At 72.6% G+C, this 25,772-nt stretch carries 27 protein-coding genes; 17 read left to right on the plus strand and 10 right to left on the minus strand.

Features of this window, described 5'->3' with window-relative positions; all coding sequences use genetic code 11:
* Positions 1 to 24: 24 nt before the first annotated feature.
* On the minus strand, positions 25 to 255 hold the full coding sequence (locus tag F8271_RS05535; RefSeq protein ID WP_151488562.1) for a winged helix-turn-helix domain-containing protein: 231 nt from the start codon (positions 253 to 255) through the stop codon (positions 25 to 27).
* 192 nt (positions 256 to 447) lie between these two features.
* On the opposite strand from F8271_RS05535, the gene F8271_RS05540 reads away from it, so the two are divergent.
* From F8271_RS05540 to F8271_RS32200, 5 genes are all read left to right on the plus strand, one after another.
* Positions 448 to 1,002 carry a hypothetical protein gene (locus F8271_RS05540; protein ID WP_151488563.1) on the plus strand — a complete coding sequence of 185 codons (555 nt, stop codon included), beginning with the start codon at positions 448 to 450 and terminating at the stop codon, positions 1,000 to 1,002.
* Between the two features lie 157 nt (positions 1,003 to 1,159).
* On the plus strand, positions 1,160 to 1,408 hold the full coding sequence (locus tag F8271_RS05545; RefSeq protein WP_151488587.1) for a DivIVA domain-containing protein: 249 nt from the start codon (positions 1,160 to 1,162) through the stop codon (positions 1,406 to 1,408).
* A complete protein-coding gene (locus F8271_RS05550; RefSeq protein WP_151488564.1) occupies positions 1,396 to 1,680 on the plus strand; it encodes a hypothetical protein in 285 nt (94 codons plus the stop codon). The genes F8271_RS05545 and F8271_RS05550 overlap by 13 nt, the downstream gene beginning before the upstream one ends.
* On the plus strand, positions 1,677 to 3,230 hold the full coding sequence (locus F8271_RS05555; RefSeq protein ID WP_151488565.1) for a plasmid pRiA4b ORF-3 family protein: 1,554 nt from the start codon (positions 1,677 to 1,679) through the stop codon (positions 3,228 to 3,230). The genes F8271_RS05550 and F8271_RS05555 overlap by 4 nt, the downstream gene beginning before the upstream one ends.
* 163 nt (positions 3,231 to 3,393) lie before the next feature.
* Positions 3,394 to 3,570 carry a hypothetical protein gene (locus F8271_RS32200; protein ID WP_192580153.1) on the plus strand — a complete coding sequence of 59 codons (177 nt, stop codon included), beginning with the start codon at positions 3,394 to 3,396 and terminating at the stop codon, positions 3,568 to 3,570.
* Here the strand turns inward: F8271_RS32200 and F8271_RS05565 are convergent.
* Complete coding sequence (locus tag F8271_RS05565) at positions 3,560 to 4,426, minus strand: ABC transporter permease (RefSeq protein ID WP_151488566.1); 867 nt, start codon at positions 4,424 to 4,426, stop codon at positions 3,560 to 3,562. The genes F8271_RS32200 and F8271_RS05565 overlap by 11 nt on opposite strands.
* On the minus strand, positions 4,426 to 7,290 hold the full coding sequence (locus F8271_RS05570; protein ID WP_151488567.1) for an alpha/beta fold hydrolase: 2,865 nt from the start codon (positions 7,288 to 7,290) through the stop codon (positions 4,426 to 4,428). Before F8271_RS05570 ends, F8271_RS05565 begins: the two co-directional genes overlap by 1 nt.
* A gap of 374 nt (positions 7,291 to 7,664) precedes the next feature.
* Between F8271_RS05570 and F8271_RS05575 the strand changes: the two genes are divergently transcribed.
* From F8271_RS05575 to F8271_RS05600, 6 genes are read left to right on the plus strand one after another with little or no spacing between them, the layout of a single operon-like run.
* Complete coding sequence (locus tag F8271_RS05575; protein ID WP_151488568.1) at positions 7,665 to 8,858, plus strand: hypothetical protein; 1,194 nt, start codon at positions 7,665 to 7,667, stop codon at positions 8,856 to 8,858.
* A complete protein-coding gene (locus F8271_RS05580) occupies positions 8,845 to 11,334 on the plus strand; it encodes a sensor histidine kinase (RefSeq protein ID WP_151488569.1) in 2,490 nt (829 codons plus the stop codon). Before F8271_RS05575 ends, F8271_RS05580 begins: the two co-directional genes overlap by 14 nt.
* Positions 11,331 to 11,804 (plus strand): roadblock/LC7 domain-containing protein, encoded by a 474-nt coding sequence (locus F8271_RS05585; protein ID WP_151488570.1) that lies wholly within the window; start codon positions 11,331 to 11,333, stop codon positions 11,802 to 11,804. The genes F8271_RS05580 and F8271_RS05585 overlap by 4 nt, the downstream gene beginning before the upstream one ends.
* A complete protein-coding gene (locus F8271_RS05590) occupies positions 11,801 to 12,280 on the plus strand; it encodes a DUF742 domain-containing protein (protein ID WP_151488571.1) in 480 nt (159 codons plus the stop codon). Before F8271_RS05585 ends, F8271_RS05590 begins: the two co-directional genes overlap by 4 nt.
* Entirely contained in the window at positions 12,258 to 13,016 is a 759-nt protein-coding gene (locus F8271_RS05595; protein WP_151488572.1) for an ATP/GTP-binding protein, read from the plus strand. The genes F8271_RS05590 and F8271_RS05595 overlap by 23 nt, the downstream gene beginning before the upstream one ends.
* 38 nt (positions 13,017 to 13,054) lie before the next feature.
* Complete coding sequence (locus F8271_RS05600) at positions 13,055 to 13,579, plus strand: hypothetical protein (RefSeq protein ID WP_151488573.1); 525 nt, start codon at positions 13,055 to 13,057, stop codon at positions 13,577 to 13,579.
* A 64-nt stretch (positions 13,580 to 13,643) separates the two neighbouring features.
* Here the strand turns inward: F8271_RS05600 and F8271_RS05605 are convergent, their stop codons facing one another.
* Together F8271_RS05605 and F8271_RS05610 are read right to left on the minus strand one after the other, a co-directional pair.
* Entirely contained in the window at positions 13,644 to 14,153 is a 510-nt protein-coding gene (locus F8271_RS05605; RefSeq protein WP_151488574.1) for a GNAT family N-acetyltransferase, read from the minus strand.
* A gap of 142 nt (positions 14,154 to 14,295) precedes the next feature.
* Positions 14,296 to 15,132 carry a hypothetical protein gene (locus tag F8271_RS05610; protein ID WP_225854181.1) on the minus strand — a complete coding sequence of 279 codons (837 nt, stop codon included), beginning with the start codon at positions 15,130 to 15,132 and terminating at the stop codon, positions 14,296 to 14,298.
* Between the two features lie 251 nt (positions 15,133 to 15,383).
* On the opposite strand from F8271_RS05610, the gene F8271_RS05615 reads away from it, so the two are divergent.
* Positions 15,384 to 15,599 (plus strand): hypothetical protein, encoded by a 216-nt coding sequence (locus F8271_RS05615; protein WP_139587469.1) that lies wholly within the window; start codon positions 15,384 to 15,386, stop codon positions 15,597 to 15,599.
* 6 nt (positions 15,600 to 15,605) lie between these two features.
* Here F8271_RS05615 and F8271_RS05620 read toward each other — a convergent pair whose 3' ends face one another.
* From F8271_RS05620 to F8271_RS05635, 4 genes are all read right to left on the minus strand, one after another.
* Complete coding sequence (locus F8271_RS05620; RefSeq protein ID WP_151488575.1) at positions 15,606 to 16,028, minus strand: DUF3263 domain-containing protein; 423 nt, start codon at positions 16,026 to 16,028, stop codon at positions 15,606 to 15,608.
* Between the two features lie 105 nt (positions 16,029 to 16,133).
* Positions 16,134 to 17,150, minus strand: coding sequence for an ABC transporter permease subunit (locus tag F8271_RS05625; protein WP_151488576.1), 1,017 nt, complete (start codon positions 17,148 to 17,150; stop codon positions 16,134 to 16,136).
* Entirely contained in the window at positions 17,147 to 18,157 is a 1,011-nt protein-coding gene (locus F8271_RS05630; protein WP_151488577.1) for an ATP-binding cassette domain-containing protein, read from the minus strand. The genes F8271_RS05625 and F8271_RS05630 overlap by 4 nt, the downstream gene beginning before the upstream one ends.
* 120 nt (positions 18,158 to 18,277) lie before the next feature.
* Positions 18,278 to 19,063, minus strand: coding sequence for a DeoR/GlpR family DNA-binding transcription regulator (locus F8271_RS05635; RefSeq protein ID WP_151488578.1), 786 nt, complete (start codon positions 19,061 to 19,063; stop codon positions 18,278 to 18,280).
* A gap of 199 nt (positions 19,064 to 19,262) precedes the next feature.
* Here F8271_RS05635 and F8271_RS05640 point away from each other — a divergent pair, with 199 nt between their 5' ends.
* Genes F8271_RS05640 through nagA form a run of 3 tightly spaced genes read left to right on the plus strand, consistent with a single transcriptional unit; the run spans position 19,263 to position 22,263 of the window.
* The gene (locus tag F8271_RS05640) at positions 19,263 to 20,192 is read left to right on the plus strand and encodes an SIS domain-containing protein (RefSeq protein WP_151488579.1); all 930 of its coding nucleotides are present in this window, start codon (positions 19,263 to 19,265) and stop codon (positions 20,190 to 20,192) included.
* Between the two features lie 14 nt (positions 20,193 to 20,206).
* On the plus strand, positions 20,207 to 21,157 hold the full coding sequence (locus F8271_RS05645; protein ID WP_151488589.1) for an ROK family protein: 951 nt from the start codon (positions 20,207 to 20,209) through the stop codon (positions 21,155 to 21,157).
* The gene (nagA, locus tag F8271_RS05650) at positions 21,154 to 22,263 is read left to right on the plus strand and encodes an N-acetylglucosamine-6-phosphate deacetylase (protein WP_151488580.1); all 1,110 of its coding nucleotides are present in this window, start codon (positions 21,154 to 21,156) and stop codon (positions 22,261 to 22,263) included. The genes F8271_RS05645 and nagA overlap by 4 nt, the downstream gene beginning before the upstream one ends.
* A 332-nt stretch (positions 22,264 to 22,595) precedes the next feature.
* Here nagA and F8271_RS05655 read toward each other — a convergent pair whose 3' ends face one another.
* Positions 22,596 to 23,807: a DUF4032 domain-containing protein gene (locus tag F8271_RS05655; protein ID WP_225854182.1), complete on the minus strand. Its 1,212-nt coding sequence runs from the start codon at positions 23,805 to 23,807 to the stop codon at positions 22,596 to 22,598.
* 102 nt (positions 23,808 to 23,909) lie between these two features.
* Here F8271_RS05655 and F8271_RS05660 point away from each other — a divergent pair, with 102 nt between their 5' ends.
* Positions 23,910 to 24,656 (plus strand): phosphatase PAP2 family protein, encoded by a 747-nt coding sequence (locus F8271_RS05660; RefSeq protein WP_151488582.1) that lies wholly within the window; start codon positions 23,910 to 23,912, stop codon positions 24,654 to 24,656.
* A gap of 9 nt (positions 24,657 to 24,665) precedes the next feature.
* Positions 24,666 to 25,772, plus strand: a 1,107-nt coding sequence (locus tag F8271_RS05665; protein WP_151488583.1) for an APC family permease, incomplete at its 3' end; no start/stop codon positions are given.

Here is a 25,772-nt window from a genome sequence, read left to right on the forward strand (position 1 = left end):
GATCGCAGTCTCGAACCGATGGCGCTATTCAGCCACGAAGACACCGAGCCCTTGGTGGCCATACAACTCGCCAGTCTCGATCAGGATCGTGATGGCCTGCCGGACCGTCGTCTGGCTACGCACGTCGTAGAGATCCGCCAACTCCTTGGTCGAGGGCAGCTTGTGACCTGGCGGCCACTCGCCGTCGGCGATGCGCTTCCTGATGTCAGCGATGATCCGCCGGTAGTGCGGCTCGAACTTTCGTGGTGAGGGCATGCGAGGTACTCCCAGCTAGGCACGCCCATCTGACCACAACCACACGAGACACCTCAAGCGCATCGTTGACTTTACCGACATTATCGGTAAAGCTGCAGGCGGAGCTTCCAGCTAGGCACTGGGTGTTCCCCGCCGGGGCGGCACCCCTGTGCTGCCCCGGCACCCCTGTAACCCCACGAGAGGAGTCCACCCGTGACCGTGTCGGAGACAGCGACGGAAGTGCCGGCGGCGAGCGCGAGCTGGTCTGTGGAGCAGGTGACGGCCGAGCTGCGCGAGACGTACCTCGCGGTCGCCGCCGCCGCCGTGCTGCTGGAACGGACCGGGGCGGGCTGCGCCCACCCGGCGATCCGGCTGGCGCGACGCAGCGGCGAGGATGCGCTCGACCTGGCCGGTGATGCGGAGCGGCAGCTCAGCGACGGCGTTCACCTGCTCCGCACTGACGCCGGCCACCAGGATCGGGCCACCATCGGCGCGCTGGTCGAGGTGCTGGACACCGTCCGCGACCAGTTGGCCGAAGCAGCCGCCCGGATCGGTGCGCTCCCGGCCCGGATCACCACCGCCGGGCAGCAACTCATCGGCACCGACCCGCACGACCGGCCCAGCGACCCGGCGACCGAGACGGCGGCCGGGCAGTGGCACCGGGCCGCCGACCAGCTCGGGCTGATGACCGAGAGCCTGTCCGCGGCGGTCGCCGCGCTCACGTCGTACACCGGCGGGTTGTCCGGCGCGGAACCCGCCACCACCTGAAACCTGCCCGCGGACCTCCGTGGAAAGGAAAGGGCCCGGGGTGGGTGCCGGGCTCCGGCCGGCACGTCACGCGCGGTCGTGCCGGCCGACCCCGCCCGCCCCGGTGCCGCCGGCGGAACCATCGAACGGAAGGCGGTCCACCGTGATCTACCAGACCATGCGGCGCCTGCTCCCCCAACACGTGCGCGCCGCCACCTTCGACGCCCGCCGGTGGCGCGGCCTCGACCCCACCCAGGTGTACGCCTACCTCGACCTGGTCGCCGACGAACTGGAACGACTCACCCGTGATCTCACCACCGCGAACACCGAGGGTGAACGCATCCGGCAGGCGCTGCGGCAGTGGCAGTCGCGGCACACCGACTGTCGGCACACCTCGCCCGCCCCGAACAGCCGGTGGTCCCGGTGACCGAACCGCACTGGATCATCCATCTGCCGACCACCCTGCGCCGGGTCGAGGACGCGGCGGCGCTGGCCATGGCGCTGCGCCACTCCCTCGGGCATGTGGTCGCCATCGACTTCGGCGAGACGACGTTGAGCGAGGAGGACCGCCAGTTCGTGCGTACCCGTGTCTGGTGCGACCGTCGCCTCCCCGGCGGCGCGCGCTGCGCCCTGCCGACCGACCACCCCGGCGGGTCGTGTCAGGCGACCCCGGCGGCCCGTGAAAACATGCTCGGATGAGTCCCGAGAGCCGCCGCCGTAAGCGCGCCAAGCCCAGTCGGTCCGGCCAGCAGGTCGTGCGTCGCACCCGCCCCGCCGAGGTGGAGCAGTGCGACTGCCCGGCGTGTTCGGATGCCGACTTCGACCCGCAGAACTTCATCGGCGGCCTGGTCGCCGAGGCTGCCGACCTGGTCAAGGCGGACGACCCCGTCGAGGCCGAGTTGTTTGCCGCGGCTTTCCTGTCCGCCGGCGACCTTGCCGGCGAAGGCTTCACCGAGGCGCTCAACGACGGCATGCTGCCGGCCGTCGCCGAGATCGGTACGCCAGAAGCGCTCGCGGTGCTCCTCGCGGTCGACGCCGTCCGGGAGGGCACCGTCGCCGCAGCCGCCGCCCAGCGTCTGGCGGACGAGGGCGTGGCAGCGCCCAGTTGGGCCAGCGAGTTGCGCCAGCCTGTACGGGTCGGCGCCTGTCGACGGTTCGCCGACCCGGCGGGCAGCGCGTCCATGCTCGTCTGCGCCTTCGAGCGGGCCGGGCGAGCGTATGGGTTCGTCGTCAACGTCGACCACCTCGACTGTGACGCGGCGGCAGACATCGTGTTCTTTCCCGCCCACGCCCTGGACGAGGTCGTCACCACCATTCGGCAAAACAGCCGTCGTGCCAGTGTGACAATCGCCGAGGAATCGTTGGACCCGGCCGAGTTTCGGTGGGAGGTCGAACGGGCCCTCGACGCTCGCGCGGACCACGACCAGGACCGTGACCCCTCGGAGTTTGACGACGATTTCGAGGACGAGGACGGGCCGGGCTACCACATGCTGGCGGTGCTGCTGCGAGCCCGGATCCGTACGCTGCCCGAGCCGACGCGCCCACCAGCCGAGCACGACGCCGACACCCGTCAGACCACCCTCGGACTGCTGGACATGATCAGCCAGATCGCCGGGCAGGCGCAGCAGATCCAGACCCGCGCAGGAAGGCGTACCGCCGGGCGGAAGCTGCCGGCGAAACGGAAGAAGTCTGGCCCGATCGCGCCCATCTACCAGCTCAAGGTGGGTCTGCGGGGGGCGAAGCCGCCGATCTGGCGGCGTCTGGAGGTGCCCTCCGACACCAGCCTGGCCGACCTGCACGACATCATCCAGGTGGCCTTCGGCTGGCACGACTCCCATCTGCACGTCTTCGAGACCGCGTACGGCGACTTCGGGGTCGCCGACCGGGAGTTGGGCTACCGCGCCGAGGCCCCGGTGACCCTGGAACAGGTCGCGTCCGGCGTCGGTGACAAGTTCAGGTACACGTACGACTTCGGCGACGACTGGGCACACGACATCGTCGTGGAGAAGGTGCTTGCGCGCCAGCCCATCGCGTACCCACGGTGCACGGGCGGTCGGCGGGCTGCCCCACCGGAGGACTGCGGCGGCATCTGGGGCTACGCCGAACTTGTCGAGGTGTTGAGCGATCCCGGCCACCCCGAACACGGCGACCGGCTGGAATGGCTCGGCCTGGCCTCAGCCGCCGATTTCCAGCCCGCCCGGTTCGACGCCACCGAGATCACCCAAGCCCTCACCAAACGGTCCGGCTGACTCAGGCTCAGCTGGCGGAACTGTACGGGACCTCGGCCCCCAACATCGTGCAGATCATGCGCCGAGTGCTGGCCGACGAGGAGGTGACCGAGGCAGCTGTTGACTCTGGATTAGTAGTTCGCGCCGGGGGTCGCCGGCAGGTGCGGCGCCAGCGGGGCTAGCGATGTCGTCAACGACATCAACTCCAAAGGCTCAGCACGAGGCAACCGCCCCGGCTGCCCGGCGGCAGGTCGCACCCGCCGCCGGGCAGCCGTCCGAGGACATCGACCCGGACGGCCCGCTCGACGTGGGCAACACCGGCCGGATCGGCGTCAGCGCCTGGAAGCCGGCTACGACGTGATGTCCTTGCGGGTGAAACGCCAGAACGCCAGCCCCCAGAACAGCGTCGAGTAGCTGATCGCGGAGATGCAGCCGCGCACCACGTCGTCGGTCTGCACCGGCGTGGACAGCAACCCCAGCCAGGCGGTGCTGAAGTGGGTGGGCAGGAAGTCCCGCAGCGCGCCCAGCGCGGTGATCTGGTCCAGGATGCTGGACAGGATCCACAGCAGGACCGCGCCGCCCACCGCGCCCAGGGCGGCGTCCGTGGTCACCGACAGCAGGAACGCCAGCCCGGCCACCACCAGGAGGACGACCGCCAGGTAGCCGAGCACGGCCAGCAGCCGGAGCAGCCCCTCGGTCGGTTCCAACTCGGCGGCGACCGTGCTGCGCAGCGGCGACCAGCCGTAGCGCAGGGTGCCGGCCAGCAGCGCCGTGCCGGCCAGCAGCAGCAGGGCCAGACCCGAGTACGCGAGCGCGACCACCAGCTTCACCGTCAACAACCGTGCCCGGGGCACCGGGATCGCCAGCAGGTAGCGCAGGCTGCCCCAGCTCGCCTCGCTGGCCACCGTGTCGCCGCAGAACAGCGCGACGACCACCACCAGCAGGAACGACGCCGACACGAAGATCGAGAACAGGGTGAAGTTGAGCCCGCCGGAGGTGGCCAGGTCGACCAGACTGGCGAACTCGTTGTTGCCGTTGTCGTCGTCCCCACCCGAGTTGAACTGGAACGCGATCAGGATGATCAGCGGCAGCAGCACCATGAACCCGAGCGCCAGCTGGGTCCGCCGCCGGGACGCCTGGCGGCGGAACTCCGCCCCGAACGGCATGGTCGCCGACGGCCGGTAGCCTCGCGCCTCACCCGCCTCAAGAACAGCCATCACCGGTCACCGCTTCCCCGAGAGTTGTCGCCCACCAGGGCGAGGAACGCGTCCTCCAGGCGCCGCCGAGGCACCACCCGGTCCACCCCGATGCCGGCGCGCACCAGCTCGGCCACCACCTCGCTGCGGGCCGTGCCGTTGGTGTCGACCACCAGCTGACCGTCGCTCTCCGGCAGTACGCGGACACCGTGCAGCCGATCCAGCACCGCCCGCGCCGCCACCTGGTCGCTCACGTCGAACAGCACGCTCGGCGACTCGCCCACGATCTCCTCCACCGGGCCGGACGCCACGATCCGGCCCTTGTTCACCACCACCGCGTGCGTACAGGTCTGCTCCACCTCGGCCAGCAGGTGGCTGGAGACCAGCACCGCCCGGCCGTCCGTGGCGTACCGCTGGAGCACCCGGCGCATCTCGGCGATCTGCGGCGGGTCGAGCCCGTCGGTCGGCTCGTCCAGCACCAGCAGCTCGGGAAGGCCCAGCATCGCCTGGGCGATGGCCAACCGTTGGCGCATGCCGTGGCTGTAGTTCTTGATCTTCCGGTGCACCGAGTCGCCCAGCCCGGCGATCTCCAGGGCCGCGTCGAACTGCGCGTCCTCCCACGGCCGCCCGGTCGCCCGCCAGTACGCCCTGAGGTTGTCCAGACCGGACAGATGCGGCAGGAAACCTGGCCCCTCCACCAGCGCCCCGATCCGAGACAGCACCGGTGAGCCGGGCACCAGCCGACGGCCGAACACGTAGATCTCGCCGGCGGTCGGCTGGGTCAGCCCCATCAGCACCCGCAGGGTCGTCGTCTTGCCGGCGCCGTTCGGCCCGAGCAGACCCACCACCTGGCCCGGGTGCACCTCGAAGTCCACGTTCGACACCGCGACGAAGCCATCCGCGTACTCCTTGCGCAGTGCGCGCACGGCCAGCGGCGTGTCCGCGTACTCCGGATGCACCGACCGGTCCTGGCGGCGGTGCCGCCGGCGGACCAGGGCAACGACCACGACGAGCCCGACCGCGATGGTGGCGAGCAGACCGGCGAGCACCCAACGCCACACCGTCGCCGCGGTGGGGATCGGCTCGCCGTCGACCGTGGGCAGGCTGACCACGCCGTCCGCCGCCACCGTGTAGACGGTGGGTTCGGCGGGAGTGGTGTACGCCTGGTCGGAGGTGGCCACCACCAGCCGCAGCCGGTGCCCGGCCTCCACCCGGCGGACGATCCCGGGCAGCGTCACGGTGACCGGGCGGGCGTCCTGCACCCGCTGCGGCAGGCCGGTGAGCCGGATCGGCGCGACCAGGCCGTTCGGCAGGGTGGCCGCGCCGTCGGGGTCGACGTCGTAGAGCTTGACGAAGAGCACCGCCTCGCCGGTCGGTGACGCGGCCCGCAGGGTGACGGTGGGCGCGCCCGCCACGTCCACCGCCTCGGTGAGCGGGGTCGACTCGAACCGGGCGTGCTGACCGGGTACGTCGCCGGCCACCCCGTCCAGCAGCGAGGTGAGCCCGCCCGCGAAGGGGATCGAGGAGATGGCAGCCGGGTTGCCGTTCGGCGGGTTGGCGATCGGCTGCGTCGGGCCGGCGACCGTGACGTCCCGGCGGGCGTTGCCGGCGAGGCCCGGGTAGTCGGCGCGGCGGAAACCGGTGGCGACCAGACCCCGGTCGAGCGCGTCGAAGCCGGCGATCCGCGACCAGGTGAAGTCGTCGCCGGGTGCGTCGCCCTCGCCCTTGACGTAGTGGTCGAGCCACTGCACGGTCAGGAACTTCACCCGGTCCTCGTCCGAGCGGGGACCACTGCCACCGTCGTGCCCGCCGGTGAACCAGGCGACCCGCACCGGGGTGCCGGTGGCGGCGATGCCGCGCGCGTTCGCGTCCGCCTCGCCGAGCGGAAAGAGCGTGTCCGCCTCGCCCTGCACCAGCAGAGTCGGCGCCTTGATCCGGTCCAGCACACCGGCCGGGCTGGAGCGGCGCAGCAGGTCCACGGCCGGCTGGTCGGCGCGTCCGGTGGTGGCGATTCGAAGGTACGCGGCGCACACGTCGGCGGCGAACCGCCCGCAGGACGGGTCGGCGGCACCGGTCGGGGCGCCACCGGGACCGGTGCCCGGCCCGGCGGTCGGGGCGGGGCTGGGTGGACCGGCCGACGCCGGTGCGCCCTGCGGCTGGGCGGCGGTCGCACCGGAGAGCCCGGCCGGGCCGGAGCCCACGTTGCCGCCCCCGCCGAAGAACAGGCCGGCCCAGCCCTTCTTGAACACGCCCTCGGTGGGCGCCGCGCCGGTGCTCTCCGGCAGGAACGCCCGGGACAGGTCATTCCAGGTGATCATCGGGACGATCGCGTCCACCCGACGGTCCTGGGCGGCCAGCAGCAGCGCCAGCCCGCCACCGTACGAGCCGCCGACCACGCCGACCTTCGGATCGCCGGCGCCGTCGGTGCGCACCTCCGGTCGGGCTGCCAGCCAGTCCAGCAGCCGCTCGGCGTCGCGCACCTCGTAATCCGGGCTGTCCAGGTGGATCTCGCCGCCGCTGCGGCCGAAGCCCCGCGCCGTCCAGGTCAGCACCGCGTAGCCGCGCCCGGCGAACTCCTCCGCGTCCGACCGCACCGACTCCTTCGTACCGCCGAAGCCGTGCGCCAGCAGCACCGCCGGCACCTTGCGCCCGGACGACGCGTCGGCCGGCAGGTAGAAGGTGGTGTCCAGGTTCACCGGCTGGTCGCCGGACGGTCCGGAGCGGACGGTGAGCATCGCGCTCTCGGTGCGGACACCCGGTCCCTGCGGCCACACCGCCCAGGTCACGGCGGCCGCCAGGAGCACGACGACCGCCGCCGCGGCGATCGCGCGGCGACGGGTGGGCAGGGCACGCCGGATCCACGCGGCCGGCGACGGCGATCTCATGCGGCACACGGTACGGGCCGCAGCCTGAGCGTTGGCTGAGATCCGCCGTACGTCTGTCCGGTTGGCCCGATCGGCGATCCGGCCCGGTGCGACCGCGCACCATCGGACGCGGCCCAGTGAGTTGAGTTCGGACTCCGTGAATTCCGATCTTCCGCGGATATCCCCCTCGATCCCTTCATGTCACACCCGCCGATGTGACGCAGCGTGGCGGCGACCAGGACGAACCGTGACATCGCTCGAACTGACGCAAAGCCGACTCGCTGACGACGGTCCGGGCCACGGCGGTTCGGTTAGTTTTCCGGTCCGGTGCACGGGACTCATCGGCGAAACCCCACACCGCGCCGCCCCCAGCCTGACGCCGGAGGAGACACACCATGGCAGTCCCCGCACCGCGGGTCCGTCGACGGCCCTCCACACTGGGCCGGCTGCTACCGCTGTTGCTCATCGCGGCACTGCTGGCACCGGTGGGTCTGCTCCTCACGCAGACCTGGCGGCACATCGCTGACGACCGGGACCTGGCCGCCCGGGAACGACTCGGCGTCCAGTACCTGCGCGCCCTCGCCCCGGTCACCGACGCGCTGGTGGACGCCCAGTCCGCCGCGGTCAACGGCCGTCCCGCCTCCGGCGAGACGCTCGCCCGCGCGGTCGAGGAGGCCGCCTCGGTGGACGCCCGGATCGGCGTCGAGCTGCGCAGCCAGGAACGCTGGGCCGGGCTGCGCGCCAAGCTGGAGGCGCTGCGTGACCGCAGTCCCGCCGACCCGGCCGCCGCGTTCACCGCGTACAGCGAGGTCACCGACCTGCTGCTGGCTCTGCACCGCAAGGTCCGGGAGAGTTCCGGCCTGGTACGCGACCCCGCCGCCGACTCGTACTTCCTCCAGGACAGCGTCGGCCAGGAACTGCCCGAGGCGGTCGTCGCCGCCGGCAGGCTCGCCGACCTGGGTGCCCTCGTCGCCCGCCGACCTGCCGCCGAGCAGCCCCGCGGCCTCCTCGAACTGACCGCGCTGCGGGTGGCCGCGCTGGCCCCCGCCGCCGACGTGGTCGACAACCTGAGATCTGCCGTGGACGGCTCGGAGAGCACCGACCTCGGCGCCAACGTGCTGACCCCGCTGGACAACTACCAGCGTTCGGTGGAGGCGCTGGCCGCCTACTCGATGCCGGCCGACGGAACCGCCACGGTGGACCCGGGCCGGCTCGGCGCCGCCGGGCTCAACGCGCACACCGCCGCCCGGCAGCTCCAGCCGGTCATCCTGGCCGAACTGGACGCCCTGCTGGTCGAACGGATCGACGGCCTGGACCGGGACCGCTGGTTGACCACCGGCGCGGCGGCGGCCTTCGTGCTGCTGTCGGGCTGGCTGGCCGGGCTACTGATCAGCGCCGACCGTCGCACGCGCCGCCGCGCCGCCATGCCCATCCCGGGCACCGATAGCCCCGACGAGCCGACGCCGGCCGACGCCTGGCAGCCACCGATCGGTGCGGGCCGGGCCGGCGACCACCGGGCGCTGCAACCGGTCGGTGCCGCCCGTGAGCCGGAAGCCACCCAGTGGGGGCCGTTCGATGCTGCTCGGTAGGCTCCGGATCCGCGGCAAACTCGCGCTGCTCGTGGTGATCCCGCTGCTCAGCATGGTCGGCCTCGCCGTGCCCGTGGTGCTCGAACGGGTGGCCGCCGCGCAGCGCGCCGGCGACATCACCGACCGGGTACGCCTCGCCAGCCGGGTCGGCAGCCTCGTCCAGGACCTCCAGCAGGAACGCATCCTCTCCGTCGGCTATCTGCTCGGCCGGGTCGAACGCGCCGAGGTCATCCGCAAGTCCGCCGACGTGGACGACCGGGTCGCCGACCTGCGGGCCGCCGGCGGGGACGCGCTGACCGGTCGGGTCGACCGCTCCCTGGACGGCGTGTCCAGCCTCGTCGACCTGCGCACCGCCGTGCTGGCCCGGGTCGCCAACCCGGGCCAGGTGATGGCGGCGTTCGGCCCGGTCAACATGGGGATGATCGAGTCGCTGCGGCTGGTGGTCGGCGTGGACACCGACACGTTGCCCGGCCGCCAGGTGCTCGCCCTCGACGGGCTGCTGCGCGCCGACGAGGGCCTGGGCGCGTGCGCCACGCTCAGCCTGCTGGTCAAGGCGATCGGCACCCCGGACACCACCGCCGGCTACGTGGCCTGCATCGCCGCCCTCCAGGTCGACAACGCGCGCTTCCGCAGCCTCATCACGCCCGAGCAGCTCAAGGTGGCCCAGCTCAACGACGCGGCGGTGGCCGCGCGTACCAGCCCCGACTTCCTGGTCACCAGCGCCCGGGATCCGGCCGCCGCGGTCCGCGACGTGCCGATGGACGCGCTCTTCCCGGCTGTCCGCACGATGATCCGACTCGGCCAGTTCGTCGAGAAGAAGCTCGTCGCCGACGTACTCGCCGAGGTCACCGCCGAGCAGCGGCGGGCGCTGACCGCCGCGTACCTGGTCGGTGCGGCGGCGGCGCTGATCCTGGCGCTGGTGGTGCTGCTCAGCGCCGCGGTCGCGCGAACGGTGGCCCGGCCGCTGACCCAGCTCACCCGCTCCGCCGACCGGGTCGCCCGGGTCGCCGAGGCGGAACTGGTGCGGGTCACCGACGACGAGACGGAGAGCGCGCAGTCGATCCGGTTGGAACCGGTGGACATTCGGGCCAACGACGAGATCGGCGACCTGGCCCGGGCCTTCGACCGGGTGCAGAGCACCGCCTCCCGGCTCGTCGAGCGGCAGGTCGCCGGCCGGCGCAACGTGGCGCAGATGTTCGGCCACGTCGGGCGGCGCACCCAGAACCTGGTGGGCCGGCAGATCGCACTGATCGACCGGCTGGAGGAGCAGGAGGCCGACCCGGGCCGACTGGAACACCTGTACCGGCTCGACCACATCTCCAGCCGCCTGCGACGCAACGCCGGCAGCCTGGTGGTGCTCTCCGGCTCGGCCGGTGCGGACGCGCACACCGCGCCGGTGCCGCTGGCCGACGTCGTCCGGTTGGCGCTCGGCGAGATCGAGGACTACACCCGCGTCGAGGTGCGGGTGCCGGCGGGCGTCTCGGCCGCACCGGCGGTGGTCGGTGACCTCATCCTCGCGCTGGCCGAGCTGATGGAGAACGCCACCGTCTTCTCCCCGCCGCACACCCGCGTGCTGGTGACCGGTGAGACGTCCGGGCTCGGCGCCCGCGTCACCGTCGTGGACCACGGCATCGGCATGTCCGAACAACGGCTGGCCGAGGAGAACGCCCGGCTCACCCGACGGGAACGGCTCGACCTGGCGCCGACCGAGGTGCTCGGCCTCTTCGTGGTGGGCCGGCTGGCCCGCCGCCACGGCTGGGAGGTGAGCCTGGCCGCCACCGCCGGTGGCGGGGTGACCGCCCAGGTGGAGATCCCGTCGGCGTCGCTGGTGCTGCGCCGCGCGGACCGCGCCGGCGCCGTCGTGGCCCGGGTCGCGGTGCCCGACCGGCGTACGACGACCGTGCTCGACCCGGACGGCGGTGCGCCGGCCTTCGCGGCGGCGACCACCACCCCCGCGCACTTCGACTCGGACCTGCTCAGCCGCGCGACCCGCAGCCTGGAGTCCGGCCCGTCCTGGAACGCGTTCGGCACCGCCACCAGCACCGAGCAGCCGACGCCCACCGAGCCAACGCCCACCGAGCCGGCGCCACCGCGCCCGGAGCCCTCGGGTACGCCGAACACCCCCCGGATCCGGCAGCGGGTCCCCGGGGCCAGCCTGCCGCCCACCGCCGCACCGGCGGGGCCGGTGGACGCGACCGCCGCCGACCCGGCCGCCGCCCGCGCACTCGTCGAGGCGTTCCAGTCCGGCGTACGCCGGGCCGAACTGAACACGCCGACGGCTCCCGGCCGCCCCCGGCTGAGTCGACGGGTACCCGGGGCGAACCTCACCGTCACCCCACCCTGCCCGCCGGCCAGCACACACCTCGGCGACCCGACCGAGGTCCGCCAACTCATCACCGACTTCGAGGCGGGCGTCGCCCGCGCTCTCCGCGAAGTCAGCCCAGACCGCCGGAACGAAGAAGGATCATCACGGTGACCAGCCCCTTCCTGCACGACAACGTCGACCACCAGAACCAGAGCGGCGCCGGCGATCTCAGCCCGGAGGCGCGCACCTTCAACTGGCTGCTGGACTCCTTCACCTCCAGCACGGCCGGGGTGCTGGAGGCGATCGCGGTCTCCTCCGACGGGCTGCTGATGGCCATGTCGGCGATCAAGGACCGCTCCAACGCGGAACGACTGGCCGCCGTGGTCTCCGGCATGACCAGCCTCGCCGGCGGCGCGGCCAGCTGGTACGCGCTCGGCGGCCTGAACCGGGTGATCGTCGACATGGCCGACGGCTACCTGTTGATCAGTGCGATCAGCAGCGGTTCCGTGCTCGGTGTCGTCGCCGACCGGTCGGCCAACCTGGGCACCGTCGCGTACGAGATGACGCTCTTCGCCGGGCGGGCCGGGAACGCCCTCACCCCACGGCTGATCGTCGAGCTGAAGAACGCCGTCCAACAATGATCCCCGACGTCGCTGGCGAGGAACCGGACCCGGAACCCGGGGCCCGGATCCGCCCCTACCTGCGTACGCCCCCGCCCGGGGATGGTGCGCCGGCGGCGACGGTGCAGCCCGAGCCCGGCGACGGCCGGCCGGCCGGCCCCCGACCGTTCGTGCTCACCTCCGGCCGGGTGACCGGCGCCGACCCGGCGATCGGGCTGGAGACGCAGGTGACCGTGCGCACCGAGAGCGGCTGGTGGACCGGCACGCAGGACGCCCTGCTGGCACCGGAACACCAGGCGATCATCGCGCTCTGCGCCGAGCCGATCTCGGTGGCCGAACTGTCGGCCCGGACCCGGCTGCACTTCGGGGTGGCCCGGGTCCTGGTCGGCGACCTGCGGGCCGCCGGGCACCTGAACGTGCACGTGACCGACGCCGACGACGCGTACGACCCCGACCTCATCCTGCGAGTGATTGATGGACTCCGTGCGATCTCCTGAATGGCCGGTCGCCCCGCTGGGGGGTCTCGCCGGCAACAGCGCCACCGCCCGGTACGGCACCTCGCCGGGCAGCGGCCCCGTGCTCGGACGCACCGGCCCGCCGGCGGCCGCACCACCGCCGTACCGCCCGCCGGCCGACAGCGGGTCGACGCCGCCGCCGGTCAACCGGCCGGCCGCACCACCGATCCCGGTCAAGATCCTGGTCGCCGGTGGCTTCGGGGTGGGCAAGACCACCACGGTCGGTGCGATCTCCGAGATCGCGCCGCTGACCACCGAGGCCGAGATGACCAGCGCCGGGATCGGCGTGGACGACCCGGGCGCCCGGTCCGCCAAGACCACCACCACGGTGGCGATGGACTTCGGCTGCGTGACCATCGACCGCAGCCTGAAGCTGTACCTGTTCGGCACACCGGGGCAGGCCAGATTCGGTTTCATGTGGGACGACCTGGCCCGTGGTGCGCTCGGCGCGCTGGTGGTCGTCGACAGCGCCCGGCTGGACGACTGCTTCCCGGCGGTCGACTTCTTCGAACGCGCGGGACTGCCGTTCGTGGTCGGGGTGAACGCCTTCGACGGGCGGCTGGCACTGCAACTCGACGAGATCCGGTGGGCGCTGGCCATCGGCGATCAGGTACCTCTGGTGCAGTTCGACGCCCGGGACCGGCTGTCAGTACGGGACGCCCTGCTGGTCGTCCTGGACCGGGCGCTGGACCGGGCCACCCGGGACAGGAGGGCCTGAGCCGACCGGCTCCGGCCGTGGCGGGAAGGGGTGATCTGGTGAGGGGCGACCTGGACGAGACGCTGGCCCGGCTGGCCCGGCGCGAGGAGGCGCTGCGCCGGCGGACCAACGACCGCGACGACAGCACACCACCGCCCGGTCCGGTCGGCGGCCCGGCCCACCACGCGAGCGGCCACACCGACCCGCGCGGCACCGGGCCGGGCCGGCACGCCGGGCGGGACACGCCCGACGATCCGCCCGGATGGGGGCCGGTCGAGGAGGTGGCCGAGGCGGTCCGTCAGGTCGTCGACGCCCACCCCGGTCTGGCGGTGACCGTCCGGGTCGAGCACGCCGGGCGGACGTACCCGCTGCGGGTGTCCTGGGACGGCCCGCGCGCCACGGTCGGCCCGGAGCATTCGGCGGCGGCCCCGGTGGAACAACCGCCGGCCTGGCCGATGTCGGGGCGGACGGTGCCGGCGTGGGCACCGGGCCCGGACGGGGCGACCCCGGACCCGGCGGCCCGCCTGGCCGAGCTGATCCGGCGGGACCCGTCGCTGCTCGACGAACTGGACCCCGGGCGCTAACCGGACGCGGGACTGGCCGCGGACCGGCTGCGGGCCGCCGACCGGGGGTGACCGGGCCGGCGTCTCAGAGAGCCGGAGGCGTCGAATCGAGGCATATTTCGGCGCGCACCTTGCCGCCGGCCTCGTGCAGTTTCGCACCACATTTTTCGAGTACGGTGACCGCACCGATGTTGTCCGGCGTCGTCTCCGCCACCACGGCCCGCATGCCGGCCCGTGCGGCGGCGTTCAGCAACTCCCGCAGGGCCACGACGCCGATTCCCTGACCACGCGCCGAGCGCCCGAGCCACATCCCGGTCTCCACCGTGCCCGGCTCGTCACAGCGCGTCATCCGGACCATGCCCACCACCTCGCCGCCGACGAGGATCGCGTACATCTGGGAGCGGGTCGGGCCGTCCAAGCCACCGAAACTCGCCCGGTGGAACTCCCGGAACGCCTCCCGGCGGGCGAGCGACCAACCGGCGGGCGCCTCCACCGGAGGCATCACATCATCCGGCTCGGCCTCGGCAGCCGCTACGGAGAGCAACGGCTCCAGGTTCTGCTCGTCCACCGGCTCCAGCCGGACCGCACCCGCCACGTGCCGCAGTCTGCCGGCCCCATCGGCCGAAGTCCACCCCATTGGACATCCACTGGCGGTCCGGTCACCGGTACCGGCCGGTCGGGCGGCGTGGGTGTTCTTCCTCACGCTCCGTCGTCACCCGTCGGGATGAAAAAGTTTCTCAGGCCGTCGGTCCGAACTCGCAGAACACCACCGAGGCGTCGTCGGTGGCCTTGTGCCGGCGCAGCCGGTCGGGATGATCGCGCTCGGCGTCGCGGACCCGGTCGAGCAACGCTCCCGGCCCGCCACCACTCAGCAGGTCGAGCAGACCCGCCCAGTCGGTCAACCCGAACTGCTCGACCGCGCTGGACGCGCCGTCGCTGAGCAGCGCCGCCCGGCGCACCGCTCCGGGACCGTGCCGGGGCACCGTGCCGGTCACCGCGTGGAACGCCGCGTCGGGGTCGGCCGCCGCCACCCAGTAGCCGTGCGTGCGGTTCATCCGTTCCCGCTGCACGCCCACCGCGTGCCGGAACCGGGTCACCGGGTCGGCGACGCCCGCGGGCACGGTGGCGACCGTCCGGCGCAGCTCGGCCATCGCCGTCTCCAGCCGGTCGTCGGTCACCACACTGACCTGCCCACCGGCGTCCAGCACCAGCGGACTGTCGCAGAGCACCAGGTAGTCAACCTGGTCGCCGCAGTCCCGCAGCAGGCACACCGTGCTCGACGGGGTGCCCGGATGGTCGAGGTCGCACTGCCCGCCGTGGTCGGCCCGCACCGCGAGAATGGCCGCGGCCAGGTTGCTGGCCAGCCGGGCCGCGGGCCGCACCGCCTCGGCGACGCCGAGCCGGGCCGCCAGGTGCCGGACGTACCACTCGGGTCCGTGCACGCAGCCCGTGTCGAAGCCCTCCGGCACCGTCGCGCCGTCCAGGACACCGACCAGCGGACCGAACCGGAAGACCAGGTCCTCGTTGACCCCTCGGCCCGGGGCCGGCACGGACGCGGAACTGACCTGCATCATCGGCGCGGCCGCCTCGGGTAGGCACCCGTCATTGCCCGCTCCCTCCGTCGGCCTCCGGCCGCCTCCCGGCGACTCGGAGCGCTCCCCCGCGTACCCCTTCGGCTGAGCGACATTCCCCCAGCTCCCGGTATCCCGGCAACCCGGGTCCCGGCCCGGCTACCAGCGGTAGCGTGACGGCGTCGGGCCTGCGGGCCGTCGATCCGCAGGTGGACGACGGTTCGGGGCCGTCCATCGCGACAGGGGGATCGCAGATGTTGCAGCGGTTGCACGAGTCAGGGCTCAAGGCGGATCACATGTACATGGCCGGCTTCGTCAGCATCGGCCTGTCGTTCACCAGTTGGTTTCTCTCGAAGCACCTGGAGCGGGCCGGCGTGGCGCGGGCCGACCGGTGGGGCATCTTCATCGGCGAGTGGGCGCCGACGTTCTTCGCCATCGGCAACGGCCTGCAGGGGTACGAGAAGAAGTAGCTGCCGTCAGCGGCGGCGGTTGCGGGCGCGCGACGAGCGCAGCCGGCGGAGCCGGCCGATCAGCACAGGGTCGGCGGCGAGGGCCGCCGGGTTGTCGAGCAGTCCGTTGAGCAGCTGGTAGTAGCGGGTCGCGGAAACCCCGAAGGTGTCCCGGACGGCCTGCTCCTTGGCACCCGCGTGTCGCCACCACTGCTGCTCGAAGGCGAGGATGGCGCGCTCCCGCTCGGTCAGCCCCGGCTCGACGGGCTCGGCGGGGGCCGGCTCGTCGGTGGCCGGCTCGTCGGTGGCGTCGACCGACCGCGCCGGTTCGTCGGCGGTCTCGATGGGCGGCGCCGGTCGGGGCGTCGGGACGGTCGGCCCGGTGCCGCCCGCGATGTCCGCCGGGCGAGCGTCGGTGGACGGCTCGGGGGCGGTGGCGTCGGCGGACATTCGCTCAGCCTAGCCAGCCAGGAGCCCGGTCGCAGCAGCCGGCGCGGCGTCCCACCGACGCACGAAGGCCCCCGGGGGGAGCCGGGGGCCTTCGTGGTCGATCCGTCAGGAGATGTCGCGCCGACGCATCGCCCAGAGTGCCGCGCCGAGGATCACCACCACACCGATCGAGAACAGGACGGACGACTGCTGCCAGGTGATGTCCATGGTCTCCGGTTCACACGACCCGAAGTAGGTGGCGTTGCAGGAGTCCCAGTTCTGCAGGGTGACCGTCTTCGTCATCCAGGCCAGCGCGTACGTGGGCAGCAGCCACGCCTCGGCGAACTTCACGTTCGCCATCTCCAGCAGGATGCCCAGGCCAAACTGGAAGACCACCATCACCGCGACCACGCCGCCGAGGGCCATCGCGGTGTGCCGGCCCAGGGAGGCCAGCGCGAACCCGATGGTGGTGAGCACCAGCACCAGTGCCACGCCGCGCAGCCCGGTCAGGGCGAACGACTGCCAGGCCCCCGAGGTCATCTTCTCGGTGCTACCCCGGAAGCTGGCGACCGCCCAGAATCCGGCGAACCAGAGCACCGCGGCGGGCAGTGTCACCGCCAGGATGCCGGTGAGCAGCGCGGCCAGCTTGGTGAGCAGCACGGTGAGCCGCTTGGGTCGCCAGAGCAGCAGGTTCATCATGCCGCCGGTGCTCCACTCGGCACCCACGAAGGACGCGCCGACGATGAACCCGACCAGGGCGAGGGTCGCCGCGAACGGGATGAGCGTCTCGTCGAACGTCTCCCGGAAGTTGAACGTCGACGGCAGGAACCAACGCGCCTCGAACGACTCCCGGGGTGGCGGCGTGATCATCGAGCAGTCGTCGGGGTAGCGGCCGTCGGTCGCCGTGCCGGCCTTCTTGGCCTGCTCGCAGGAGGCCCGCTCCTGATCGGTCCGGACGACCTGCTGCCGGTAATCCTGCTCGGCCTGACGCTCGGCCTTGGCGAGCTGGTCGGCGCCGATCTTCTGGTTGGTGAAGAAGACCCCGACCACCACCACGGCCAGCACCAGCAGGCCGAGCAGTGTCATGTATCGGGTGAAGCGCCGCTTGGTGAGCCGGCGCAGTTCGGTACGAAAGAGGCTCACGCGCCCCACCCTCCCCCGGTGGTGCCGGGCTGACCCGTCCCACCGACCTTCATGGACTCGTCGACCTGCCGGTGCTGGCCGGGTACCGGCGCGGTGGCGGTCAGTTCGAGGAAGACGCTCTCCAGGTCGACGGCGATCGGAGCCAGCTCGCTGACGTAGAGGTTGTGTTCGGCGAGCAGTCGCGTCACCGAGGCCGGCTTGTCGACGTCGGCCAGCATCAGGTGGTCCGGGTGCCCGGTGACCCGGATCCCGGCCCGGGTGAGCGCGTCGGTGGCCGCCGGCAGGTCACTGACCGCCTCCAGGCGGACCCGGACCGCGCCGGACGAGTGCTGGGCGAGCACCTCGTCGACCGGGCCGAAGGCGACCCGCCGACCCAGCGAGATGATGGTGACCGAATCGCAGATCAGCTGGATCTCGCCGAGGATGTGGCTGGACAGCAGCACCGTCATCCCGGATTCGGCGAGGGTCCGCATCAGCGTGCGCATCTCCCGGATGCCGCCCGGGTCGAGGCCGTTGGCCGGCTCGTCGAGGATGAGCAGCTTCGGGTTCTTCAGCAGGGCGGACGCGACGGCGAGCCGCTGCTTCATGCCCAGCGAGTACGTCTTGACCCGCTCGCCGGCCCGGTCGCGCAGCCCGACCAGTTCCAGCACCTCGTCCACCCGGGCCTGCGGCACCTCGCCCGCCCCGGCCAGCAGGGACAGCGTGTCCCGTGCGGAGAAGTGCGGGAAGAACTGCGGGCTCTCCACGATCGCGCCGACCTGGCCGGCGACCGTGGGTAGCGCGTCGGGTACCTCGTGCCCGAGCAGCGTCATCCGGCCACCGTCGGGCCGGATCAGGCCGAGCAGCGTACGCAGCGTGGTGGTCTTGCCGGACCCGTTGGGGCCCAGGAAGCCGTGCACCTGCCCCGCGTCGACCCGCATGTCGAAGCCGTCGAGCGCGTTGCGGGTGCCGCGTCGACGACTCTTGTACGTCTTTCGTAGACCTTCGATCTCCAGGACAGCTGGCAAGCTGCACCTCCCCCGATGGTGGGCGTGACAGCCGACACCATACGCGGTATGCAGACGGGTGCAATACCGGGTATGCATCGACGCGCCGAAAGAGCTAATTCATCGACCGAGCGTGACCGGTCAGGCGCAGATGACGTGCACACCGGCGGCGCGGAACGCGTCCACCACCTCCGGGGCGGCACCCGAGTCGGTCACCAGCGTCTCCACCCGCTCGACGGGGCAGATCCGGGCGAAGGCGTGACCCCCCAGTTTGGACGAGTCCGCGATGATCACCACCCGCTTGGCACGGGCCACCATCAGGTTGTTCATCGCCGCCTCCCCCTCGTGGTGAGCGGCGGCACCGAGCTGCGGGTCGATCGCGTCCACGCCGAGCAGCGCGATGTCCAGGGTCACCTCGCGCAGCAGCGCCCCACCCAGCGGGCCGACCAGCTCGAACGACTTCGGGCGTACCACCCCGCCGGCCACCACGACCTTCATCCGGGACCGCACCAGCAGCTCGTTGGCGATGTTCAGCGCGTTGGTCACCACGGTCAACTGGGCGCCCTCGGCGCTGGTGTTCAGATCCGGGCGGACGGCGAGCGCGCGGGCCACCTCCGTACTGGTGGTGCCGCCATTCAGGCCGACCACGGTGCCCGGGGTGACGAGCGCGGCGGCGGCCGCTCCGATCCGCTGCTTCTCGGCCGAGTGCTTGGCCGTCTTGTAGCGCAGTGGCAGGTCGTAGGAGACGCCGTTCGCGACCGCGCCGCCCCGGGTCCTCGTGATCATCTGCTGCTGGGCGAGCTGGTCGAAGTCGCGCCGGATGGTGGCCTGGGAGACGTCCAGCCGCTCGGCGGCCGTCTCGACGCTGACCCGGCCGTTGTCGGTCAGCATCTCGAGCAGGGCGTTCCATCTGGCGTACCGGTCCACCGCGGGGGTCCTCCAGAGACTGCACGGACGGTGATTGATTGCGTGCACACTAGTGCGCGAAACTGGGCGGGCGCAAAAGACTGGGCTGCGCGATCGGCCGGTCGGTTGCGACGGCCACCCGCGTTCGCGCAGAATAACGCGCGAAATACGGGTGTAACGAGCCGTATCGCGCACCGGTCGGCCTTGCGAGGAGTTTCCCATGGCGTACGTGGACGCGGAGATCGCGAGCCAGCCCGACTGCTGGCGGGAGGCCGCCGGACTGGCCGGGGTCGTACGCGATGACCTGCCGCGCCCCGGCGAGCGGGTCGCCGTCGTCGGTTGCGGCACGTCGTGGTTCATGGCGATGGCGTACGCGGCCCGCCGGGAACAGTCCGGCCAGGGCGAGACCGACGCGTTCCAGGCGTCCGAGTTCCCCGCCGGCCGCCGCTACGACCGACTCATCGCGATCACCCGCTCCGGCACCACCACCGAGGTGGTGGAGCTGCTCGCCGCGCTCCGCGGGCACACGCCCACCACCGTCCTCGTCGGCGACCCGACGTCCCCGGCGGTCGAGCTGGCGGCCGCCGCGGTGACCATGCCGTTCGCCGACGAGCGGTCGGTGGTGCAGACCCGTTTCGCCACCACCGCGCTGGCCCTGCTGCGGGCACACCTCGGTGACCCGGTGGCCGCGCTCGCCGCCGACGCCGAGGTGGCGGTGCGCTCCCCGCTGCCGATCGACCCGGCCACCATCGGGCAGGCCACCTTCCTCGGTCGGGGGTGGACGGTCGGGCTGGCCCACGAGGCAGCGCTGAAGTGCCGCGAGGCGGCCACGTTCTGGGCCGAGGCGTACCCGGCGATGGACTACCGGCACGGCCCCATCTCGGTCGCCGCGCCCGGCCGGCTGGTCTGGGCGTTCGGCGAGTTGCCGGAGGGGCTGCCCGAGGACGTGGCCGCCACCGGAGCGGCCTTCGTGCACAGCCGTACGCACGGCTGGCGCACGGTGCTGGGCAGCTGGTCCGCCGGTCGTACCCCGGTCGACCCGATGGCCGACCTGATCCTCGCCCAACGCTTCGCGGTCGCGCTCGCGACCAGTCGGGGCCTCGACCCGGACGCGCCCCGACACCTGTCCCGGTCGGTGGTGCTGGCGTGAGGGACGCCGACGCCATGGACGCCGACCGGGTGGTCGTCGCGCTGGACGTTGGCGGCACCGGCATGAAGTGCGCCCTGGTCCGCCCGGACGGCGTCGCGGTACGCACCGAACGGCACCCCACCGACGCGACGCGCGGCCCGGACGCCGTGGTCGACACCATCCTGGACGTCGCCGTCGGGCTCGCCGACAAGGCCCGCGCCGACGGGCTCACCCCGGTCGCGGTCGGCATCGCCGTACCGGGGATCGTGGACGAGGCGCGCGGGGTGGCGGTCTGGTCGGCGAACGTGGGCTTCCGGGACGTACCCCTGCGGGACCTGGCGGTGTCGCGGCTCGGCCTGCCCACGGCGCTCGGCCACGACGTGCGCGTCGGTGGTCTCGCCGAAGCACGGCTCGGTGCCGGGCGCGGCGCCGGGCACGTGCTGTTCGTGGCGATCGGCACCGGCATCGCCGCCGCACACGTGGTCGACGGCGCCGCCGCGGTGGGCGCGCACGGCGCGGCCGGCGAGATCGGCCACATCATGGTCCGGCCGGACGGCCCGCGCTGTGGCTGTGGTCGACCCGGCTGCCTGGAGGCGGTCGCCTCGGCCGCCGCGATCGGCCGCCGCTACGCCGAACTGGCCGGCGAGACCGTCGGGGTGGTGACCACGGCCGAGGTGGCTCAGCGGGCCGCCGCCGGCGAACCGCTCGCCGGTCGGGTCTGGCAGGAGGCCGTCGAGGCGCTCGCCGACGGCCTGGCCACCGGGCAGGCACTCTTCGACGTGGCGACGATCGTGCTCGGCGGCGGCCTGGCCCAGGCCGGGGACCGGCTGTTCGACCCCCTGCGGGCGGCGCTGCACGAGCGGATGACCTTCCACCGGGAGCCGCGGCTGGTCGCGGCGGCCCTCGGCGACGAGGCCGGTTGCCTCGGCGCCGCCCTGCTCGCCCTGGACACCCTGGGTGTCCGTGACCGTCAGGAGAAACGATGACCGTACGGGTGAACGGCCGAGTGGTGACCCCGACCGGTGTCATCCGGCAGGGCTGCGTCGAGTGGGACGGCGACCGGATCACGGCGGTGGCCGAGTATCCGTCGGTGCGGGACGGGCACTGGATCCTGCCCGGCTTCGTCGACATGCACACGCACGGCGGTGGCGGGCACACGTTCACCACCGGGGACGCCGCCGAGGCTCGGGCGGCGGCCGACTTCCACCTGACACACGGCACCACCACTCTGCTGGCCAGCCTGGTGAGCGCTCCCTTCCCGCTGATGCGCACCGCCACCGAGGCGTTCGCTCCGCTGGTCGACGAGGGTGTGCTCGCGGGTGTCCACTTCGAAGGGCCGTACCTGTCGGCCGCCCGCTGCGGGGCACAGAACCCGGAGTACCTGCGCGACCCGTCCACCGAGGAGCTGACCGAGCTGATCGAGTTGGGTCGCGGCGCGGTCCGGATGGTCACCCTCGCCCCCGAACGGGACGGCGCGCTGGAGGCCATCAAGCTGCTCACCGCGCAACGGGTCGTGGCCGCGGTGGGGCACACCGACGCCACGTACGAACAGACCCGCGCCGCCGTCGCCGCCGGCGCCAGCGTCGGCACCCACCTGTTCAACGGGATGCGGCCGCTGCACCACCGTGAGCCGGGACCGGTGGTGGCACTGCTCGACGCGCCCACCGTGATCTGCGAACTCGTCGCCGACGGGGTGCACCTGCACGACGGGATGTTGACGTTCGTCACCGCCACCGCCGGCCCGGACCGGGCCGCGCTGATCACCGACGCGATGGCCGCCGCCGGTATGCCCGACGGCGAGTACGAGCTGGGTGGCCAGGCCGTCACCGTGACCGACGGGGTGGCGCGGCTGGCCCGCGACGGTGCGATCGCCGGCAGCACCCTGACCATGGACGCCGCGCTGCGGCACGCCGTGTCCACCGGGATCCCGATCGCCGACGCCGCCCGGATGGTGGCCACCACCCCGGCGCGGGCCATCGGCCTGGGCGACCGGGTCGGCGCCCTCCAGGTCGGCCTCCGCGCCGACCTGGTGGTGCTGGACGACGACCTGAACGTGGTGCGGGTGCTGCGCAACGGCTCCTGGGTGGAGTGACACAGAGGCCGGTCGGTTGCGGTCGAGCCAGCCGGGCGCGGTCGAGCGAGCCGGGTCTGTTGCGCGGCCTGTAGAGCTGCCCCACATGTGGGGCGCAAGGCGGGCAGCGGACGAGCATCGGAGCGGAGAGCGAGCAAGGCAGCTGCGGAACGCAGCCGCCCCACATCTGGGGCAGCTCTACACGACTACCAGAGACCGTCTGGAGCTGAATCGTCTACGACATCAGCTCCAGAGTTGGCGCCCAGACATCTCGCCACGCCGCTCCGCGCATCGCCGCTCCGCGCAACGCCAGGCCACCGGCCGCCAAGTGAGCACGACGACCCGGCCGGGCCTCAGCCGATGGCGGGGACGTCGACGCCGAGGACGGCCTGCTCGTCGGGGCGGTGGACCAGGACGTCGGCCAGGTACGACTGGACCGCGTGGCGCATGCCGACGTCCCGGCCGGCCTGCTCGGAGAGCAGCCACTTGTGCTCGATGATCTGCGCGAACAGTTCCTGAGGCTCCAGCTTGCGGCGCAGGTGCGCGGGAACGGCCCGGACCACCGGCTCGAAGACCTCGGTGAGCCAGCGGTGCGCGGCCTGCTGCTCGTCGATCAGGTCGCTTTCCGCCCGGTAGGCGTCCAGGTCGTTGAGCAGCTTGCGGGCCTGGTTCTCCTCGGCGTCCAGGCCGGTCAGCCGCAACAGCCGTCGGGTGTGGTAGCCGGCGTCGACGACCTTCGGCCGGACCAGGAAACGCCCGTCCTCGGCGCTCGACATGGCGACCTCGGCCACGTCGAAGCCCAACTCGTTGAGGCGACGGATCCGGCCCTCGATGTCGTGCCGCGCCTCCCGCTCGACCGCCTGCTCGTAGGTGATCTCGTGCCAGAGCCGCTCGTAGCGCTGCACGACCTCCTCGCAGACCACCTCCGGGTCGATGGACTCGTGCAGCAGGCCAGCGGCCTGCAGATCCAGCGCCTCGCCGAAGATGTTGACCCGGGCGATCTCCAGGTCCTCGCTGCGCTGCCCGTTGGAGAGCGCGTTGTGCAGGGCACCCGTCTCCGCGTCGACCAGGTAGGCGGCGAAGGCGCCCGCGTCCCGGCGGAACAAGGTGTTGGACAGCGAGCAGTCGCCCCAGAAGAAGCCCGTCAGGTGCATCCGCACGATCAGGGCGGCGAGCGCGTCCAGCAGGCGGCTCATCGTCTCCGGTCGCAGGGTGTGCGAGAAGAGCGCCCGGTACGGCAGCGAGAACTGAAGGTGCCGGGTGATCAGCACCGATTCGAGCGGCTCCCCGTCCTCGGTCTGCCGGTCGGCGACCACCGCCACCGCCTCGACCGACGGGAAGTCGATCCGCTCCAGCGCCCGCAGCAGGTCGTACTCCCGCTCGGCGATCCGCTCGCGGGTCTCCTTGAACGCGTACACGTAATCGCCCAACCGGACGAACCGGACGATGTGTCGGGAGATGCCCTGCGGCAGCGCCACCAGGTGCTGGGCAGGCCACTCCTCCAGCGGTGTCGACCAGGGCAGGTCGAGCAGCGCCGGGTCGACGAGGGCAGACGTGATCCGCACGGGCACAAGCATGACGCCTCGCCCCCCGCATCCGCCTCACATCGTGGTTGGGCACACAGCGCCGAACACCCCGGGCTCCCGCCGGGCCGGTAGCGTGGTCCCGTGCTCAAACCCTCGGCGGTACGACGTGACCTGCGGCTACGGCCCGTCCGCCCGGCCGGCTGGTGGTTCGACGCGCTACTGCTTGCCGGGTTCGGCGCGTTGACCCTGACCCTCGCCGGAGGTGCGTTGCTCGGTGTGGACCTCGCCGTCCGGGAGTGGGCCTACGCCCATCACCCGGCGCCGATCTACTGGACGGCGCGGGCATTCAACTTCCTCGGGCAGGGTGGCTGGCTGCTGATGCCGATCGCCGGGGCGCTCGGCCTGGCGGTCGCGTGGCGGGCGCGCACAGTCCGGCCACTGCTGCTGCTGGCGGGGGCATTCGTGCTCCTGTACCTGACGGTCGGACCGCTCAAGGTCCTGACCAACCGGGCGGCACCCAGCTCCGACCTGCCGCCGAGCGAGTCGGTCCGGATCTTCAACGACCTGCCGCCCACCGAGTACGACCTCTCCTACCCGTCTGGGCACGTCGCCAACGCGATCGTCTGGTACGGCGTCATAGCCGTGCTGCTGACCGCTTTGACAGCCGGGCGACTGCACCCGACAGTGCACCGACTGATCCGATTCGCGCCGCCAGCGATCCTGCTGGCCACCACGACATACCTGAACTTCCACTGGCTCACCGACGGAGTGGCGGCCCTGCTGCTCGGCCTCTTCCTGGACCGGCTGCTGCACCGGGTGCCGTGGGACGACGTGCCGCTTCCGGGCCGGCTACGCGGATGGGACCGGCCGTTCACCTCGTACCCCTAGGGTCGGCTCGTGGATCAACTGGCGCGGCGGCTCGGCGTACCCGATGCAGTTGTCATCGGGTTGGGTTCGATGCTCGGCGCCGGCGTCTTCGTGGTCTTCGGCCCGGCCGCGGCGGCGGCCGGCGGCGCCGGCCTGCTGCCCGCGCTGGTGCTCGCCGGGTTCATCGCCTTCTGCAACGCGACCAGCTCGGCGCGGCTGGCGGCCCGCTATCCGGAGTCCGGCGGCACCTATGTCTACGGCCGGGAGCGCCTCGGGCCGTTCGCCGGTTTCGTGGCCGGTTGGGGGTTCGTGATCGGTAAGACGGCGAGCTGCGCGGCGATGGCGTTGACCATCGGGGCGTACCTGTGGCCGGGTCAGGCCCGGCTGGTCGCCGTCGGCGCGGTGCTCGCGGTGACCGCGGTGAACCTGCGCGGCATCGGCAAGACGGCCACCGCCACGAAGCTGCTGGTGGCGCTCGTGCTCGCGGTGCTCGCCCTGGTCGCGGCCGTCGGCGTGGTGGGCGGCCCGGTGCGCCTGGATCGGCTGACCGACCCCGGCGGCTCGGCCCGGGGTGTGCTCACCGCCGCCGGGCTGCTGTTCTTCGCGTTCGCCGGGTACGCGCGGATCGCCACGCTCGGCGAGGAGGTCCGCGACCCGCAACGGACCATCCCCCGCGCGGTGCCGCTGGCGCTCGGGGCGGTGCTCGCGATCTACCTGGTGCTGGCCGTGGTCACGCTCGGCGTGCTCGGCGCCGACCGGCTGGCCGAGTCCGCCGCGCCCCTGGTCGACGTGGTGACCACCGCCGGGTTGCCCGGCCTGGCCTGGGTGGTCCGCGCCGGTGCCACCATCGCCGTCGTCGGGGTGCTGCTCTCCCTCGTCGCCGGGGTCGGCCGGACCACCCTCGCGATGGCCCGCCGCCGCGACCTGCCCGGCGCGCTGGCCGCCGTGCACCCCTTGCACCAGGTGCCGCACCGCGCCGAACTGGCCGTGGCCGCCGTGGTGATCGTGGTGGTGCTGCTCGGCGACGTCCGCGACGCGATCGGCTTCTCCAGCTGCACGGTGCTCGTCTACTACGCGGTCACCAACGCGGCGGCGCTGACCCTGGGCTGCGACCCGGACCGGCGGTTACCGGTCCGG

Source organism: Micromonospora sp. ALFpr18c, from assembly GCF_008868155.1.
Lineage (GTDB): Bacteria > Actinomycetota > Actinomycetes > Mycobacteriales > Micromonosporaceae > Micromonospora.

What these genes read in the sequence shown, in the direction of transcription:
- F8271_RS05535 (WP_151488562.1), bottom strand. Translation starts at nt 255, where the DNA reads ATGCCCTCACCACGAAAGTTCGAGCCGCACTACCGGCGGATCATCGCT.
- F8271_RS05545 (WP_151488587.1), top strand. Translation starts at nt 1,160, where the DNA reads ATGCGGCGCCTGCTCCCCCAACACGTGCGCGCCGCCACCTTCGACGCC.
- F8271_RS05555 (WP_151488565.1), top strand. Translation starts at nt 1,677, where the DNA reads ATGAGTCCCGAGAGCCGCCGCCGTAAGCGCGCCAAGCCCAGTCGGTCC.
- F8271_RS32200 (WP_192580153.1), top strand. Translation starts at nt 3,394, where the DNA reads ATGTCGTCAACGACATCAACTCCAAAGGCTCAGCACGAGGCAACCGCC.
- F8271_RS05565 (WP_151488566.1), bottom strand. Translation starts at nt 4,426, where the DNA reads ATGGCTGTTCTTGAGGCGGGTGAGGCGCGAGGCTACCGGCCGTCGGCG.
- F8271_RS05570 (WP_151488567.1), bottom strand. Translation starts at nt 7,290, where the DNA reads ATGAGATCGCCGTCGCCGGCCGCGTGGATCCGGCGTGCCCTGCCCACC.
- F8271_RS05575 (WP_151488568.1), top strand. Translation starts at nt 7,665, where the DNA reads ATGGCAGTCCCCGCACCGCGGGTCCGTCGACGGCCCTCCACACTGGGC.
- F8271_RS05580 (WP_151488569.1), top strand. Translation starts at nt 8,845, where the DNA reads ATGCTGCTCGGTAGGCTCCGGATCCGCGGCAAACTCGCGCTGCTCGTG.
- F8271_RS05590 (WP_151488571.1), top strand. Translation starts at nt 11,801, where the DNA reads ATGATCCCCGACGTCGCTGGCGAGGAACCGGACCCGGAACCCGGGGCC.
- F8271_RS05595 (WP_151488572.1), top strand. Translation starts at nt 12,258, where the DNA reads ATGGACTCCGTGCGATCTCCTGAATGGCCGGTCGCCCCGCTGGGGGGT.
- F8271_RS05610 (WP_225854181.1), bottom strand. Translation starts at nt 15,132, where the DNA reads ATGATGCAGGTCAGTTCCGCGTCCGTGCCGGCCCCGGGCCGAGGGGTC.
- F8271_RS05615 (WP_139587469.1), top strand. Translation starts at nt 15,384, where the DNA reads ATGTTGCAGCGGTTGCACGAGTCAGGGCTCAAGGCGGATCACATGTAC.
- F8271_RS05620 (WP_151488575.1), bottom strand. Translation starts at nt 16,028, where the DNA reads ATGTCCGCCGACGCCACCGCCCCCGAGCCGTCCACCGACGCTCGCCCG.
- F8271_RS05640 (WP_151488579.1), top strand. Translation starts at nt 19,263, where the DNA reads ATGGCGTACGTGGACGCGGAGATCGCGAGCCAGCCCGACTGCTGGCGG.
- F8271_RS05645 (WP_151488589.1), top strand. Translation starts at nt 20,207, where the DNA reads ATGGACGCCGACCGGGTGGTCGTCGCGCTGGACGTTGGCGGCACCGGC.
- nagA (WP_151488580.1), top strand. Translation starts at nt 21,154, where the DNA reads ATGACCGTACGGGTGAACGGCCGAGTGGTGACCCCGACCGGTGTCATC.